The 15,430-nt window shown below is 62.8% G+C and carries 15 protein-coding genes; 9 read left to right on the top strand and 6 right to left on the bottom strand.

Annotated features, from left to right (window positions below; all coding sequences use genetic code 11):
• The first annotated feature begins 30 nt into the window (after window positions 1-30).
• From DL1_RS05900 to DL1_RS05885, 4 genes are read left to right on the top strand one after another with little or no spacing between them, the layout of a single operon-like run.
• Complete coding sequence (locus DL1_RS05900; protein WP_038063786.1) at window positions 31-1,356, top strand: short-chain fatty acid transporter; 1,326 nt, start codon at window positions 31-33, stop codon at window positions 1,354-1,356.
• Window positions 1,356-1,661, top strand: coding sequence for a YciI family protein (locus tag DL1_RS05895; protein ID WP_038063784.1), 306 nt, complete (start codon window positions 1,356-1,358; stop codon window positions 1,659-1,661). The genes DL1_RS05900 and DL1_RS05895 overlap by 1 nt, the downstream gene beginning before the upstream one ends.
• Window positions 1,662-1,952 (top strand): muconolactone Delta-isomerase, encoded by a 291-nt coding sequence (gene catC, locus DL1_RS05890; protein ID WP_038063783.1) that lies wholly within the window; start codon window positions 1,662-1,664, stop codon window positions 1,950-1,952.
• A complete protein-coding gene (locus tag DL1_RS05885; protein ID WP_038063782.1) occupies window positions 1,949-2,668 on the top strand; it encodes an SDR family oxidoreductase in 720 nt (239 codons plus the stop codon). Before catC ends, DL1_RS05885 begins: the two co-directional genes overlap by 4 nt.
• A 66-nt stretch (window positions 2,669-2,734) precedes the next feature.
• Here DL1_RS05885 and pcaD read toward each other — a convergent pair whose 3' ends face one another.
• The 5 genes from pcaD to DL1_RS05860 all read right to left on the bottom strand — a co-directional run bounded on the left by pcaD (window position 2,735) and on the right by DL1_RS05860 (window position 7,744).
• A complete protein-coding gene (gene pcaD / locus DL1_RS05880) occupies window positions 2,735-3,514 on the bottom strand; it encodes a 3-oxoadipate enol-lactonase (protein ID WP_038063781.1) in 780 nt (259 codons plus the stop codon).
• Complete coding sequence (locus DL1_RS05875; RefSeq protein ID WP_074854901.1) at window positions 3,511-4,419, bottom strand: LysR family transcriptional regulator; 909 nt, start codon at window positions 4,417-4,419, stop codon at window positions 3,511-3,513. The genes pcaD and DL1_RS05875 overlap by 4 nt, the downstream gene beginning before the upstream one ends.
• Before the next feature lie 105 nt (window positions 4,420-4,524).
• Window positions 4,525-5,610 (bottom strand): FAD-binding oxidoreductase, encoded by a 1,086-nt coding sequence (locus tag DL1_RS05870; RefSeq protein ID WP_038063780.1) that lies wholly within the window; start codon window positions 5,608-5,610, stop codon window positions 4,525-4,527.
• 4 nt (window positions 5,611-5,614) lie between these two features.
• Entirely contained in the window at window positions 5,615-6,853 is a 1,239-nt protein-coding gene (locus DL1_RS05865; RefSeq protein WP_038063777.1) for an aromatic ring-hydroxylating oxygenase subunit alpha, read from the bottom strand.
• Between the two features lie 225 nt (window positions 6,854-7,078).
• Window positions 7,079-7,744 (bottom strand): TetR/AcrR family transcriptional regulator, encoded by a 666-nt coding sequence (locus tag DL1_RS05860; RefSeq protein WP_074854853.1) that lies wholly within the window; start codon window positions 7,742-7,744, stop codon window positions 7,079-7,081.
• A gap of 131 nt (window positions 7,745-7,875) precedes the next feature.
• Here DL1_RS05860 and hpbA point away from each other — a divergent pair, with 131 nt between their 5' ends.
• Window positions 7,876-9,912, top strand: coding sequence for an N-methyl-L-proline N-demethylase HpbA (gene hpbA, locus DL1_RS05855; protein WP_038063775.1), 2,037 nt, complete (start codon window positions 7,876-7,878; stop codon window positions 9,910-9,912).
• Between the two features lie 11 nt (window positions 9,913-9,923).
• Here the strand turns inward: hpbA and DL1_RS05850 are convergent, their stop codons facing one another.
• Complete coding sequence (locus DL1_RS05850; protein WP_162178736.1) at window positions 9,924-10,991, bottom strand: LacI family DNA-binding transcriptional regulator; 1,068 nt, start codon at window positions 10,989-10,991, stop codon at window positions 9,924-9,926.
• Between the two features lie 202 nt (window positions 10,992-11,193).
• Between DL1_RS05850 and DL1_RS05845 the strand changes: the two genes are divergently transcribed.
• The 4 genes from DL1_RS05845 to DL1_RS05830 all read left to right on the top strand — a co-directional run bounded on the left by DL1_RS05845 (window position 11,194) and on the right by DL1_RS05830 (window position 15,403).
• Window positions 11,194-12,438, top strand: a complete 1,245-nt coding sequence (locus DL1_RS05845) for an ABC transporter substrate-binding protein (RefSeq protein WP_074854855.1) — start codon at window positions 11,194-11,196, stop codon at window positions 12,436-12,438.
• 101 nt (window positions 12,439-12,539) lie between these two features.
• Complete coding sequence (locus tag DL1_RS05840) at window positions 12,540-13,424, top strand: carbohydrate ABC transporter permease (protein ID WP_038063771.1); 885 nt, start codon at window positions 12,540-12,542, stop codon at window positions 13,422-13,424.
• A complete protein-coding gene (locus DL1_RS05835; RefSeq protein WP_038063770.1) occupies window positions 13,421-14,308 on the top strand; it encodes a carbohydrate ABC transporter permease in 888 nt (295 codons plus the stop codon). The genes DL1_RS05840 and DL1_RS05835 overlap by 4 nt, the downstream gene beginning before the upstream one ends.
• Window positions 14,309-14,311: 3 nt before the next feature.
• Complete coding sequence (locus DL1_RS05830) at window positions 14,312-15,403, top strand: ABC transporter ATP-binding protein (RefSeq protein WP_038063769.1); 1,092 nt, start codon at window positions 14,312-14,314, stop codon at window positions 15,401-15,403.
• The last annotated feature ends 27 nt before the right edge of the window (window positions 15,404-15,430 follow it).

The raw sequence follows: 15,430 nt of genomic DNA, 5'->3' as shown, positions 1-15,430 counted from the left end.
GGGCGGAGGGGTCCGAAAGGGGAGAGACAAATGAACGCGCTTGCCAATTTCTTTACGCGGATCGTGAGCCGCTACATGCCCGACCCGCTGGTCGTGGCGATTCTTCTCACGGCGCTGACGGTGATCTTTGCGATGCTCGCCCAGGGCAGCGGCTTTCTGGAGGTGACGCAATATTGGGGAGACGGGTTCTGGAACCTGCTCTCCTTCACGATGCAGATGACGATCATTTTGCTTGCGGGCTATATTCTGGCACGCACGCCGCTGGTGGACCGGCTGATGAATATGGTGGTTGGAGGCATCCATTCGCCGCGCGCCGCGATCATCGTGGCCACGCTATGCGGCGGTGTCGGGAGTTGGCTGAACTGGGGCTTCGGGCTGGTTCTGGGCACCTTGATCGCGCAGAAACTCGGGCGGAGCGTCAAGGGGCTGCACTACCCTCTGGTCATCGCCGCGGCCTATTCGGGCTTTGCCGTCTATGGCGTGGGGCTTTCGGGATCGGTGCCGCTCTTGATCAACACGCCCGGACATTTCATGGAAAGCGTGATCGGTTTGGTGCCGCTGAGCGAGACGATCTTCTCGCCCTATCTGATCACGATGAACCTGATCTTGCTGGTTACGCTGCCGCTTTTCAACGCGATGCTGCATCCGAAACGGGCTGAAGATGTGATCGAGGCCAAGCCGGAGCCGGAGACGGTGCTGACCCCGACCGAGAGCGCCGCGCCCACGCTTGCAGACCGGCTCAACAATTCGCGCATCCTTGGCGTCGGCATGGGGCTGTTCGGGCTGCTTTACGTGGTGCTTTATCTGGTCAATGGCGGCAGCGTGACGCTGAACTTCGTCAACACGCTGTTCCTGTTTCTCGGCATCACCCTGTTTGTCACGCCGAACCGCTTTCTGGCGGCGCTGCAAGACGGCATCAAAGTCGTCAGTGGGATCATCATCCAATATCCGTTCTATGCGGGTATCCTTGCGATCCTGTCTGGCTCGGGGCTGATCGTGACGCTGGCCAATTGGTTTGTGTCGATCTCGAGCGGAGGCACCTTGCCGATCTTCTCGTTCCTGTCGGCGGGGCTGATCAACCTCTTCGTGCCCTCGGGCGGCGGGCAGTGGGTTATCCAAGGGCCGGTGATGATGGAGGCCGCGCGCCAGTTGCACGCCTCGGTGCCCGCGACGGCGCTGGCGGTGCAGATCGGGGATCAATGGACCAATATGGTGCAACCCTTCTGGTTGCTGCCCGCGATGGCGATTTCGGGCCTCAAGCTGAAGGATCTGATGGGCTATATGGTTGTGATCACTCTCTATCTCGGCATCGTGTTTCTCGCGACGGTCGCGATCTGGGGTATGGTGGCGGCCTGATGCCCTGGATGATCGAGACCTATGACAAGCCGGGCCACGGCGCGCTGCGTGCGCGTCTGCGGCCCGCGCATCTTGACTATCTCGAGGCTCACAAAGCCCGGCTGCTGGCCTGCGGGGCCAAGCTTGACGATGCGGGCGCGGCGGCCAGCGGCGGGCTTTATTGTCTCGATGTCGAAACCCGCGCGCAGGCGGAGGCCTTTATCGAGGCCGATCCGTTCTACACGGGTGCGCTGTTTGAGCGCGTTGTCGTTACGCGCTGGCGCAAGGCCTATCTCAATGGCCAGAACACATTAACGGAGGGCTGAATGCTATATCATGTGAAAATGAAGGTGAACCTGCCCGCGGATATGGATCCCGAGCGCGCCGCCGAGATCAAGGCCCGCGAAAAGGCCTATTCGCAGGATCTTCAGAAACAGGGGATCTGGCGGCATATCTGGCGGATTGCGGGGCTCTACGAGAATATCTCGATCCTCGATTGCCGCGATCATGCGCATCTGCACGAGGTGCTGATGGGGCTGCCGCTTTATCCGTGGATGGAGATGGAGATCATGCCGCTCTGCCGTCACCCTTCCAGCGTGCGTGAGGGCGATCAGTGAGCCCGTTCCGTCGGCGCGCTGCACTTGTGACCGGCGGAGCAGGCGGGATCGGCGCGGCGATTTCGGCGCGGCTGAAATCGGATGGCTTTCGCGTCATCGTGCTCGATCAGCATCCGGCCGACCCAGAGATCGCAGATCGCTCCTGCGTCATTGATCTGGCGGATGCCGCGCGGACAAAGGCGCTCTGCGCAGAGCTGACCCGCGACGAAGAGATCACCTGTCTGGTCAATAATGTCGGGATCGTCTCGCCGGCCTTGCTGGAAGAGGTGGCATTGGAGGATTTCGATCCGATGATGCATCTCAACCTGCGCGCCTCGCTGATCTGCGCGCAGGCGATCTTGCCCGGCATGAAGGCGCGAGGCGGCGGGCGGATCGTGATGAATACCAGCCGGGTGAGCCGGGGCAAGGAGCGCCGCACGCTCTATTCGGCCACCAAGGGCGCGGCGCAGGCGATGGCGCGCACTTGGGCGCTCGAACTCGGGCCGGAGGGCATCACGGTCAACTGCGTGGCGCCCGGTCCAATCGGCACCGAGGCGTTTTGGCGCAACAACCCGCCCGAGGCGCCCGCCACGCAAGAGATCATCGGGAATATCCCGGTGCGCCGCGTGGGCACAGGCGCGGATGTCGCGAATGCGGTGTCGTTTTTCTGCGCCCCTGAGGCGGGGTTCGTGACCGGGCAGACGCTGTTTGTCTGCGGCGGTGTCACTGTGGGCTGAGCGCCTCGATCCGGTGGAAAAGAAAAGGGCCGCCCGCGTATCACGGGCGGCCCTTTTGGTTGGCGCTTAGCCCGTGACGTGGGCGCTCAGCAGCTCGACGAAACGCGCGGGTTGCTCGACGCAGGGCAGGTGGCCTGCCACTTCGATCGTCTCGAAGCGTGCGCCGGGGATTTTCTCGGCGGTCGCGCGGACCAGATCGGGCGGGGTCGAGGCGTCTTGCGCCCCGGCGATGGCCAGCGTGGGCTGGGCGATGTTGGGCAGATCGGCGGTGAAATCGGCATCGCGGATCGCGCCACAGACCTGCGCATAGCCTTCGGCGGGGGTGCGTTCGAGCATCGCCTTCCACATCGCGAAGTCTTCGGTCTCCAGATAGCTCGGGGCGAACCAGCGCGCGAGGATCGCCTCGGAGATCGAGGCGATCCCATTGGTCCGCACGGCCTCCATGCGCGGGTTCCACAGCTCGGGCGAGCCGATCTTGGCTGCCGTGTCGGAGAGCACCAGCTTGCGCATCGCCTGCGGTTGGCGCAGCGCCAAGCATTGCATGATCAGCCCGCCGACCGAGAGGCCGACGCCGATGAAATCGGTGATCTCATAGTGATCGAGAAGCGCTTCGACATCCTGCGCCATGGTCTCGATTGTTAGCGTCTGCGCGCTCCGGCTTAGGCCATGGCCACGCTTGTCGTGGCGCAAGAGACCCCATTCGGTGGGCAGCCGCGCCACGACCCGGTCCCAGACACGCAGATCGGTGCCCAGCGAATTGGCGAAGACCAGCGTGGGCGCGCCCGGCTCGGGGGCACGGTAGCCGTGATGGATGCCGTCAATCGCGGTGAAGGTCTCAACTCTCATGATGTCTCCTCGAAGTTCATTTCATCCAGACAGGTCAGCAGCAGATCGAGCGCGGGGTTTTCGCGCTCCCTCTGATGGACCAGCGAGATATTTGCGGCGACGTGCTGATCGGCCAAAGGCAGGTAACAGACGTCGGGAATATGCACATTGCGGATTGCCTCGGGCACGATCGCCACGCCCAGTCGTGCGGCCACGAGGCTTGCTATGGACGAGAATTGCGGCGAGCGCTGCACGATGTTCGGGGTGATGCCCGCATGTGCGCAGGCCAGATGCATCGCGGCGGAAAACCCGCTGGTGGAGTGCAGATGCGTGGCGATGAACGGCTCGTCGCGCAGCGCGGCCAGATCAATAGGTCCGGCGCTGCCGGCCAACCGGTGGTCCGAGGGCAGCGCGATCCACAGCTCTTCGTCGCATAGGGTGCGGGTCACCAGATTGTCGGGCATGTCGGGATAGGGCAGGCGGATGATCCCGGCATCGAGATTGCCTGCGGACACTTCCGGGATCTGACGGTCGAGATCCATCAACGTCAATTGCAGCTGTGTGTCGGGGGCCTTGTGGCGAAAGGCGCGCACAAGCCGCGTGAGCACGCCGTTATAGGACGCAGCCCCGATATAGCCCAAGCGCAGCTCGCCGATCATCCCCCGCCCGACTCGCAGCGCCACGTCTTGGGCGCGTCGGGCGTGGCGTAGAACGGCGCGGGCCTCGGGCAAAAGGCGCTCTCCTGCCGGGGCAAGCGAGACGCGGCGGCGGTTGCGCTCAAAGAGCAGCGTGCCGATCTGGTCTTCCATCTGCTTGAGCAGGACCGTGAGCTGCGGTTGCGAGATCCCGAGCCGCTCTGCCGCCCGCCCGAAATGCAGATCTTCGGCAAGGGCAACGAGCAGCTCGTAATGGCGAAGATTTAGCATCGGTATAAGCGGGCCCTTGTTATTTGGCCCAAACATAAGGAGTCAGGCCCGCCCTCGCCAGTCCCAATTGCGCGAGAGCTTGCGGGCGGTCGGGGGCGTCGCGCTTTAGACGTCGATTTCGACCGTGCCGATGGGTTTCGAGCAGCAGGCGAGGATATAGCCCGCGTCGATATCCTCCTGCGAGATCCCGCCGTTATGAACCATGTGCACATTGCCCGAGAGCTTGCGGATCTTGCAGGTGCCGCAGACGCCAAAGGTGCAGCCCGAGGGGATCACGATGCCGGAGGCGCGGCCCACGGCGAGGATCGTGTCGGTCTCGTTGCATTCCGCGGCCACATCGGAGGCGGCAAAACGGACTTCGGCGGCGCTGGTCTCATCAGGCACCAGATCGTCGGGAATATCCACGTCGGCTGCGTCTTCTGCCGGGGCGGTGAAGCTTTCCTGATGATAGCGCTCCATGTCATATCCAAGCGCGATCAGCATCTCGCGCACGGCGGCCATGAACGGTTCGGGGCCGCAGCAATAGACTTCGCGCTCAAGGTAGTCGCCTGCGATCAGACCGATCATGATCTGGTTGAGCCGCCCGCGATAGCCGGTCCAGACTTGATAAGGGTCATCTTGCGCGACGATGAAATGCAGCTTGATCGTGGGCACCCGTGCGGCCATCAGCTCCAGCCGGTGGCGCCCGATGATCTCGGAGGGGCGGCGTGCGCAGGCGATCAGCGTCACATCGATATCGGTGCCGCGATCATAGAGATAAGTGGTCATCGACAGCGACGGCGTGATCCCTGAACCTGCCGAGATAAAGAGGTATTTCTTGCGCTCTTTGGGCGGCAGCGTGAAGACGCCTGCCGGGCCGATGGCCTTGATCTTCATGCCCGGGCGCAAGGTGTCCAGCATCCAGCGGGTTCCCAGACTGCCGTCCTGCGCCTTGACGGTGATCGTGATGCCCAGCGGGCGCGAGGGCGAAGACGAGATCGTATAGGTCCGCCAGAGCGGCCCGCCGGGCACCGGCAGCTCAAGCGTCAGGAACTGGCCCGGCGCGTAGCGAAAGAGCGCGCCGGAGGGGGCCACGAAGCTGAAGGTGACGGTGTTGGGCGCCTCAGGCACGACCGAGCAGCATTCCAGCATCTCGCGATCGGTCCAGATCCCGGCATCCTCTGAGGCGCTCAGATCGACATAGTCTCCCATCGCCTTACTCCGCCGCCATCGTGGCGGGGCCGGTGATCGCGTCGATGAGGCTGTCGGCATACCAGTTCACGAACTGGATGTTGCCGCCCTCATGGGTGGGCGAATAGGGGCCGGGGCGGTAGGCGGGCGAGCGGATTCCGCGCTGGTTGTTCTCGACCACCTCGCGGTCTTCGTCATTGGTCTCGATCCAGACCCGCGTGAGCCGCTTGAGGTCGTAATCGCGGCCCTCCTCGGCATCCTTATGGACGAGCCACTTGGTGCAGACCTCGGTCTCGGTTGCGCTGATCGGCGTGACGCGGAAGACCAGCGAATGATCGGACAGGAAGTGGTTCCACGTCGACGGGTAGTGGAACTTGAGCAGGCTGCCTGCATCCTTGAAGGGGATGGTAGAGTTGGGTTTGCTCACCGCGACCTTGCCATCCATCGTGTAGCTCTCGCCCGAGCCCAGAAGCGGGGTGCGCACGAAGCGCCAGTCGCCGCGCTCGGCGATCTTGTAGGCCGAGGGGGCGCCCACAGCCTCGCAGCGCGCGACATGCTGATCGAGCAGCCCGGACATCTCGCCGCTTTCGTCATTGCCGATTGCGCGGGGATCTTCGGGGAAGGTGCGGCAGAGCGAGGGGTGGTTGCCCGCGCAGTGATAGCATTCGCGGTTGTTCTCCCAGACCAGCTTCCAGTTGCCTTGCTCGATAATCGAGCTTTCATAGGCGACTTTGGAATTTTCGAGATCATGCGGCGCGAGATAGCGCGCGGCCTCGGCGGCGAAGGGCTCGATATCGGGCGCGGTGTCGGCCAGGCAGATATAGACCATGCCCGAGACATTGCGGCAATGCACCGGTTTCAGCCCGTGCTGCTTGGGGTCGAAGTCAGGGCCCATGTCGCGCGCCCAGAGCAGCTGACCGTCAAGCTCGTAGGTCCATTGGTGATAGGGGCAGACCAGCTTGGGGTTGCGGCCCTTGCGGCTCCGGCACAGCACCGAGCCACGATGGCGGCAGGAGTTGTGAAAGGCGCGGATCTGCCCGTCATTGCCGCGCACGATCACCACCGCATAGGTGCCGAGCTCATGGGTCACGTAATCGCCGGCCTTTGGGATCTCGCATGAGGGAATCGCAAACAGCCACGAACGGTACCAGATCATCTCCAGATCGGTCTGGAAGATGTCGGGATCGCAGTAAAACGCCTGATCGAGCGAATGGGCAGGCTTGCGGCGCATGATCAGGGACAGGGCGTCGTTGGGGCGTGGCATCGGGTCTCTCCTGATGGGTGTCCCCGGTCGGTGGCGCGAAGGGGGGCGGATCATTTTCAAGACGCAAGGGTCGAATTGGGGAGCGCGTCTTTTCCGGTGAGTGAGCAACGATTCGAGAGGAGAGACGCTCCAGATTGCGACATGCGGGCGGATCACAGCGACACAGGCCCCGCCGCGACGCAGAATTTTCCACAGGTGGTCGACACCCGGCGGGGGTGCGGGCCCTCAGGCCGTGTCGTCCCCGTCATTGGGCGGTCGAGAGGGGCCGCCCTCTGCGTGCGCATCCTGCGCTTGATAGAGCTGGGCTTCGCAGCGGGCCAACTCCTCTGCGGTCGCGCTACGGCCCGTGAAAATCTCAACGTAATGCGCGATGCGCGACAGTCGTATCTCCAGCGTTTCTTCCGTGCGCATCGAGATATAACCGATCTGCACAAGATAGACCGCGCGCGCCCGCGCATCGGCCTCGTCGGGGCCGTGACCATGCGCGGCGAGCATCTCGCGCAACGCCGCGAGGCGCTGGTCATCGGCTGCGCGCAGGGTCTCGGCAATCTGATCGTCGCTCAGCGCCCAAGCCCGAAGCGCATATTCCAGCCCCGCATCGAAGGCGCCTGACAAGAAGCAGGCGATGACATTGAGCATCGCCTCGGTGTCGGTCGCGGCATAGGCTTGGGTGGCGGCGAGAAGCGGCGCGGTGGTGCCCGCCTCCCAATCTTCGCACAGCGCTGCGAGCAACGCATCGCGATCCTTGAAGAACCAGTAGAAACTCGTGCGGGACAGTTTCAGCCGTTTGGCGAGCGGCTGGATCTTGACCGCATCCACGCCGCCCTCGATCAGCGCCGCGCGCGCCGCATCAAGCCAGCCCTCCCGCGAGCCGCGCCAGCCTGTGTCCATGTCGCCGTGTCGTGTCATGCGCGCAGGCTAGCGGTCCCGCGGGTGGCATACAAGAAAATGTTCACTAGTGAACTTAAACTTGACACATGTGAACATTGTGGCAGGCTGAACGGAGCAACCCAGAGGCTCCCATGTCCAACGATCCACTCCTTCAGCCCTATCAGCTCAAACATCTCACGCTGCGCAACCGGATCATGATCACCAGTCATGAACCGGCCTATCCCGAAGATGGGATGCCGAAAGACCGCTACCGCGCCTATCACGTCGAACGCGCGCGGGCCGGGGTGGCGCTGACGATGACGGCGGGTTCTGCCAGCGTTGCGCGCGACAGCCCGCCGGTGTTCAACAATATCCTGGCTTGGAAGGATGAGGTCGTCGGATGGATGCGCGCGCTCACCGACGAATGCCACGATCATGGCGCGGCGGTGATGATCCAGCTGACGCATCTGGGACGGCGTACGCGTTGGGATAAGGCCGATTGGCTGCCTGTTGTGTCACCCAGTCATAGTCGAGAGCCTGCGCATCGTGCCTTTCCCAAACGGCTCGAAGACTGGGATATCGCGCGCATCATTGAAGATTATGCCGATGCCGCTGAGCGGATGAAGGACGCCGGGCTAGACGGGATCGAATTGCAGGCCTATGGCCATCTGATGGATCAGTTCTGGTCGCCGCTGACCAATGATCTCGACGCACCCTATGGCGGCAGTCTCGACAACAGGCTGCGCTTTACGTTCGACACGCTGCGCGCCATTCGCGAGCGCGTCGGGCCGGACTTCATCGTCGGCGTGCGCTATACCGGCGATGAGGATCTGCCGGGCGGGCTGACGCGCGCCGACGGGCTGGAGATATCGCAGCGTCTGAAAGACAGCGGGATGGTCGATTTCCTTAATGTCGTGAAGGGGCATATCGACTCCGATCCGGGGCTGACCGATGTGATCCCGATTCAGGGAATGCGCAACGCACCGCACCTCGATTTCGCCGGAGAGATCCGGGCGGCGACGCAGTTCCCGACCTTCCATGCCGCGAAGATCCCCGATGTCGCGACCGCGCGTCACGCCATCGCCAGCGGCAAGCTCGATATGGTCGGGATGACGCGGGCGCATATCGCCGATCCGCATCTCGTGCGCAAAATCGTCGAAGGGCGCGAGGCGGATATCCGGCCTTGCGTCGGGGCGAACTATTGCCTCGATCGGATCTATCAGGGCGGTATGGCGCTCTGTCTGCACAACCCGGCGACGGGGCGTGAGCGCGAAGTGGGCCACACGATTGCCCCGGCGCCTCTGCCCAAGCGGGTGAGCGTGATCGGGGCGGGGCCTGCGGGGCTGGAGGCGGCGCGGGTCGCCGCCGAGCGCGGCCATGCGGTCACAGTCTTTGAGGCCGCCGATCAGCCAGGCGGCCAGATCCGGCTCACCGCACAGGATCCCCGGCGGCGCGAGATGATCTCGATCACCGACTGGCGCTATGAGCAATGTCTCAAGCGCGGCGTGACGTTCCGCTTCAACACCTATGCCGAAGCGTCCGACGTGGTTGAGAGTGCGCCCGATCTGGTGATCGTGGCCACGGGCGGGCTGCCGCATACCGAGGTGCTGGCGCAGGGAAATGCGCTTGTGGTCTCGGCTTGGGATATCCTGTCGGGTGATGCAGCGCCGGGGCGCGATGTGCTGATCTTCGATGATGCGGGGGATAATCCGGGGCTGATGGCGGCGGATAAGATCTCGGCCACGGGCGCGCGCGTCGAGATCGTGACGCCCGATCGCAGCTTCGCGCCCGAGGTGATGGCGATGAACCTCGTGCCCTATATGCGAAACCTGCAAACCCGCGACACGGTGTTTACCGTGACATGGCGGCTGCTTTCGGTGGCGCGCGAGGGAAACCGGCTGCGCGCGACGCTGGGTAGCGATTACGGTGCAGCGACGCAGGAGCGGCTGGTCGATCAGGTTGTGATCAATCACGGCACGCGCCCGCTTGATGAGCTGTATTTTGAGCTCAAGCCGCTCTCGTCCAATCTGGGCGAGGTGGATTATGAGGCGCTGATCTCAGGCCGTCCGCAAGAGAGCGCGCGCAATCCCGACGGGCAGTTTGCGCTGTTCAGAATCGGCGATGCGGTGAGCGCGCGCAACACCCATGCGGCGATCTATGATGCGCTGCGGCTGATGAAGGATCTGTGAGATCGCGTGCTTTAACGCGGGACGGGGCAGGGGCCGACGGTTCCGCGCTCGATCAGCTGACAGTCCAGCAGCAGGCGCGTTCGTTGCGCGGGGCCGTTCTCGATCAGGCCGATCACCAGATCGGCGGCGGCGGCCCCCATTTGCTGGCGCGGCTGGCGCACTGTCGTGAGCGGCGGGTCGGAAAACTGGGCGAGCTTGGTGTCGTCAAAGCCGATGATCGAGATGTCGCCGGGGACCGAGAGCCCCGCTTGCTGAACCGCGCGGATCGCGCCAAGGGCGGATTCGTCATTGGCGCAGAAGATCGCGGTTGGCGGCTCTGGCAGGCTGAGCAATTGGCGCACCGCCTCTCGTCCGGACTCAAATGAGAAGTCGCCGGGCACCTCAAGCTGCGGATCATGCGCGATCCCGGCCGTGGCCAGCGCCCGGCGATACCCCTCGCGGCGCTCGGGGCTGATGATGCGGGTCATCGGGCCACAGAGATGCGCGATGCGACGGTGGCCCTGCGCGATAAGATGGGCGGTGGCGCGCGTGGCCCAGCCGGGATTGTCAATCAACACCGCGCAGAGATCGAGCTCTGGATTGTCCTCGGAGACCAGAACCACGGGGCTTTGGGTGGCAAGGCTGGCCGAGAGGCCCGCGGGCAGATGTCCGGTCAGCAGGATCAGCCCGTCGACGCGGCCTCCCAGAAATTGCTCGGCATAGAGCGTCTCGACATCCTCATAGCCATCGGTGCCGCCGACCATGACCGAGAACTGGCGCTCCCGACAGACCGATTCCGCCCCTTTGATCAGCTCGGAATAAAACGGGTTTTCAAGGTCCTGCACGAGGATCAGCAGTGAGTGGGCGGCCTGTGTGCGCAGCTGCCGCCCGATCAGATTGGGACGAAAGCCAAGCTCTTGCGCGATCTTGCGTACCATGTCGCGGGTCTTTGCGTTCACCTGATCGGGGCGGGTGAGCGCGCGCGAGACAGTTGCCGTCGACACACCCGCACGCCGGGCGACATCCGCCATCGTCTGTCGCTGACCTGTGGTCCGTCGCCGCTCTGGCCGAGGGGGTATCTCGCCTGTCGTCTTGTTCACCGAAACCTCATTGTCGCCTGTGCAGACAGGCGCTTTTGCCCGCTCTAGGGAAAGAACAGGTACGACGTTGGTCACATTATTCATAGCCTAAAACTTGAAACTTGCAATCGATTGCATTCGAATCTACCGTGTCTGTAATCGATTGCAGTGGAGAGCAATCAATTGCGCGATTGAGGAGTCGCGAGCAATCAGGGAGGAGAGAATGAATACTGTCACGAAGAACCGTGCCCTCGCCGTCGTCGCATCCGCGGCGTTCGGTCTGGCGGGTATGCAGGCGCAAGCCGCCGACAAGGCAGAAGTCATCCATTGGTGGACCTCGGGTGGCGAGCATGCAGCGGTGATGGAATTTGAGAAAGCCTTTGATGCGCAGGGCGGCGACTGGGTCGATGCGGCCGTGGCGGGGGGCGGTGGCGATGCGGCCCGGACCGATGGCATCAACCGGATCATCGGGGGCAATCCGCCCACCGCGATGCAGTTTAATACCGGCAAGCAATTCGATGAGCTCGTCTCGAACGGGTTGCTGCGCAACCTCGATCCGCTGGCCAAGGAATATGGCTGGAAAGACAAGATCAACCCGGTGCTGCTCAACGCGGTTTCGGTGGATGGGCACATGTATGCAGTGCCGGTCGATATCCATTCCAACACGTGGCTCTGGTACTCACCCGAGGTGCTCAAGAAGGCGGGGCTGGAGCCCCCGAAGACTTGGGATGACCTGTTGACCGATCTCGCAGCGCTCAAGAAGGACGGGGTGATCCCGCTGGCGCAAGCGGGCGATGCCTGGACGCAGGTTCTGACCTTTTACAACGTGCTGATCACGCAGGGCGGCAAGGATCTTTATATGAAGATCATCAAGGATCATGACGTCGATGCGGTCAAATCGCCGGAGTTCCTGAAGGTTGCCGAGACCTTCGGCAAGCTGCGCGACTATGTCGATCCCGGCATGCAGGGGCGGCAGTGGAATCAGGCGATCGCGCTTGTGATCGACAACAAGGCCGGCTTCAACTTCATGGGCGATTGGGCCAAGGGCGAGATCGACGTGAACAAGAAAGTGCCCGGCAAGGATGTCGGCTGCATCCCGGGTCTTGGACATCAGACCTATTGGGTCGGCGGCGATGTGTTCGTCTTCCCCAAGGTGAAAAGCAAGGCCGAGCAAGCCTCGCAGGCTTTGCTGGCCAAGGTGCTGCTTGAGCCCAAGGTCCAGCTTGCGTTCAACGAGAAGAAAGGGGCGGTGCCCGTTCTCAAGGATGTCTCTTCCGAAGGGATGGATCAATGCGCCCAGAAGGGGCTCGCCCTGCTGAAATCGGGCGATTACGTGCCCAGCTCGGACATCCTGATCACGCCCGATATGAGCGGCTCGATTCAGGATCTCGTCTCGGCCTATTTCACCGATAAGAGCCAAACTCCGCAGCAATTCGTGGATCAGTTCGCCGCAATCATCGGCGGCTGAGCGCCAAAAGGTGAGGGCGGTCTTTGGGCCGCCCGAGCCGCGCTGTCCGGTTCTGATCGGACTGGACAGTCATGCCCGCGCCCCGACAGGAGACCCCTTTCATGAAACCGCTTCGCTTGCGCCGCCTGAGTGCACAGGCTGCCCTGATACCGACTTGGGTGATCGTGATCTTCGCCTATCTCGGAACGATCCTCTGGACGATCCGTATCTCGTTCACCAGCTCGGGCATTCTGCCCAAATATGACTTCGTGGGCTTTGAGCAATATGAACGACTGTTCCGCTCGGCGCGCTGGATTATCTCGGTGCAGAACCTCGCGATCTTTGGGGTGATGTTCATCGTCGGATGCCTTGTCCTTGGCTTTCTGATGGCGGTCTTTCTCGATCAGCGGATCAAGGGCGAGGGGATCTTCCGCACGATCTTTCTCTATCCCTACGCCATGTCCTTCATCGTCACCGGTCTGGTCTGGGCATGGATCCTCAACCCGACGCTGGGTATCCAGCACGCGATGCACAACTGGGGCTGGACGAGCTTTAGCTTCGACTGGCTCGCGCGGGGGGATCGGGCGATCTATATGGTGGGCTTTGCCGGGATTTGGCAATCGGCGGGCCTCGTGATGGCGATCCTGCTGGCCGGGCTGCGCGGCATCGACGAGGATATCTGGAAGGCCGCGCGCGTCGACGGCATTCCGACATGGCGGGTCTATATCTCGATCGTCATCCCGATGATGTCGGGGATGTTCGTGACCGCCATCGTGCTGCTCGCGATTGCGGTGGTGAAAGTCTACGATATCGTCGTGGCGATGACCGGCGGCGGCCCCGGGATCTCGACCGAAGTGCCCGCGAAATTCGTCATCGATTACCTCTTCAACCGGCAGAATATCGCGCTTGCGACGGCGGCAGCCTCGGTGATGTTCGTGGCGGTGCTCGTGGTGTTGGGCCCGTGGCTTTATCGCCAGTATTTCCGCAAAGAACGGAGGGCAGCATGAGCGATCCCATCCATCCGCGCGGTGCCAAGCCGCGCCATTTGACCCCCGGACGGATCGGGCTTTATGCCTTTCTCGTCTTTGCTGCGGCCTTCTTCCTGCTGCCCTTCTATGTGATGGTCGTGACCTCGTTCAAAACGATGCCCGAGATCCAGCAGGGCAATATCTTCTCGCTGCCCTCGAAGCTGACGCTCGCCCCTTGGGTCACCGCTTGGGCCAAGGCCTGCACCGGGGTCAATTGTGAGGGCATTCGGGTCGGCGTGCTCAACTCCTTCAAGATCATGATCCCAAGTACCTTCCTGTCGATCCTGCTGGGCGCGATCAACGGTTATGCGCTGTCATTCTGGCGTCCGCGCGGGGGCAACCTGATCTTCGCGGTCCTGCTGATGGGCGCGTTCATTCCCTATCAGGTCTATCTCTACCCGCTGGTGCGGATGCTCTCGATGGTGTCGCTCTATAACACCCTGCCGGGCATTATCGTGGTGCATGTGATCTTTGGCATGCCGGTGATGACCTTGCTGTTTCGCAACTATTACGCGGCGGTGCCGGTGGATCTGTTCAAGGCGGCCCGGATCGACGGCGGTGGGTTCTGGACCATTTTCACCCGTGTGATGCTGCCGATGTCGGGGCCGATCCTTGTGGTGGCCGCGATCTTGCAGGTCACCGGGATCTGGAACGACTTCCTGTTCGGTCTGATCTTCGCCGGGCGCGATCATCTGCCGATGACCGTCGAGCTCAATAACATCGTCAACACCACCACCGGAACGAAGGCCTATAACGTCAATATGGCCGCGACGATCCTCACGGCCATGGTGCCGCTGATCGTCTATTTCGTCTCGGGACGCTGGTTCGTCCGCGGCATCGCCGCAGGCGCCGTGAAAGGATAAGCCATGGATTCTTCTGTCAGTGTTCGCGACCTGCGCATCAGCTACGGGGCTTTGGATGTCATCCGCGATCTGCAACTCGACATCGCGCCGGGGGAGTTTCTCGTGCTGCTTGGCCCCTCTGGCTGTGGCAAGTCGACCCTGCTCAATGCAATCGCCGGTTTGATTGATGTCTCGGATGGCGAGGTCTGGATCAACGAGCGCAATGTGACCTGGGATGAGCCCAAGGATCGCGGGATCGGCATGGTGTTTCAGTCCTATGCGCTCTACCCGCAGATGACGGTTGAGAAGAACCTCAGCTTCGGTCTGCGCGTGGCCAAGCATTCGCGTGAGGATATCGATAAACGGGTCGCGCGGGCCGCCGAGATCTTGCAGATCGAGCCCTTGCTCAAGCGGCGCCCCTCGAACCTGTCGGGCGGGCAACGTCAGCGGGTCGCGATTGGGCGGGCGCTGGTGCGCGATGCCGATGTTTTCCTCTTCGACGAGCCGCTCTCGAACCTTGATGCCAAGCTGCGCGTCGATCTGCGGGTCGAGATCAAGCGTCTGCACCAGCGGCTGCGCTCCACCATGGTCTATGTCACCCACGATCAGATCGAGGCTTTGACGCTGGCCGACCGGATCGCGGTGATGCAGGGCGGCGCAATTCAGCAGCTCGACGATCCGCTCACCATCTACAACCGGCCCTGCAACCTTTTCGTGGCGGGCTTTATCGGCTCGCCCGCGATGAATTTCTTCCGGGGGCGGCTGGAGGAGGGCGCAGACGGTGTCCGCTTTCGCGGCCAAGGCATCGAGACCCCGCTTGCGGGCTATGATGGCGATACAGCGCTATTGCCCGGGCGCGAGGTGATTTTCGGCATGCGGCCCGAGCATCTGCTGTTCGATCAAGACGCGGTGGGCCGCCCCGGGCAGGTCGAGGCGGTGGTCGAGCTGGAGGAGCCCATGGGCGCGGACAGTCTCGTGTGGCTCACGCTTGGCGAGGCGCGCCTGTCGGTGCGTTGTGGCTCGGGGCGGCGCTACCGGCCCGGCGACCGGGTGCCGCTTGCCTTCGATATTTCCCGCGCGTCGATTTTCGACGCCGAAACAGAACGCCGCCTCTGAGCCAGAGGCCAAACAGACATGCGTCAG

The sequence above is a fragment of the Thioclava dalianensis genome, assembly GCF_000715505.1.
GTDB classification, from domain to species: Bacteria; Pseudomonadota; Alphaproteobacteria; order Rhodobacterales; family Rhodobacteraceae; genus Thioclava; species Thioclava dalianensis.
Note: the sequence above shows the minus strand (reverse complement) of the source record. Positions and strands in the feature narration are given on the sequence as shown.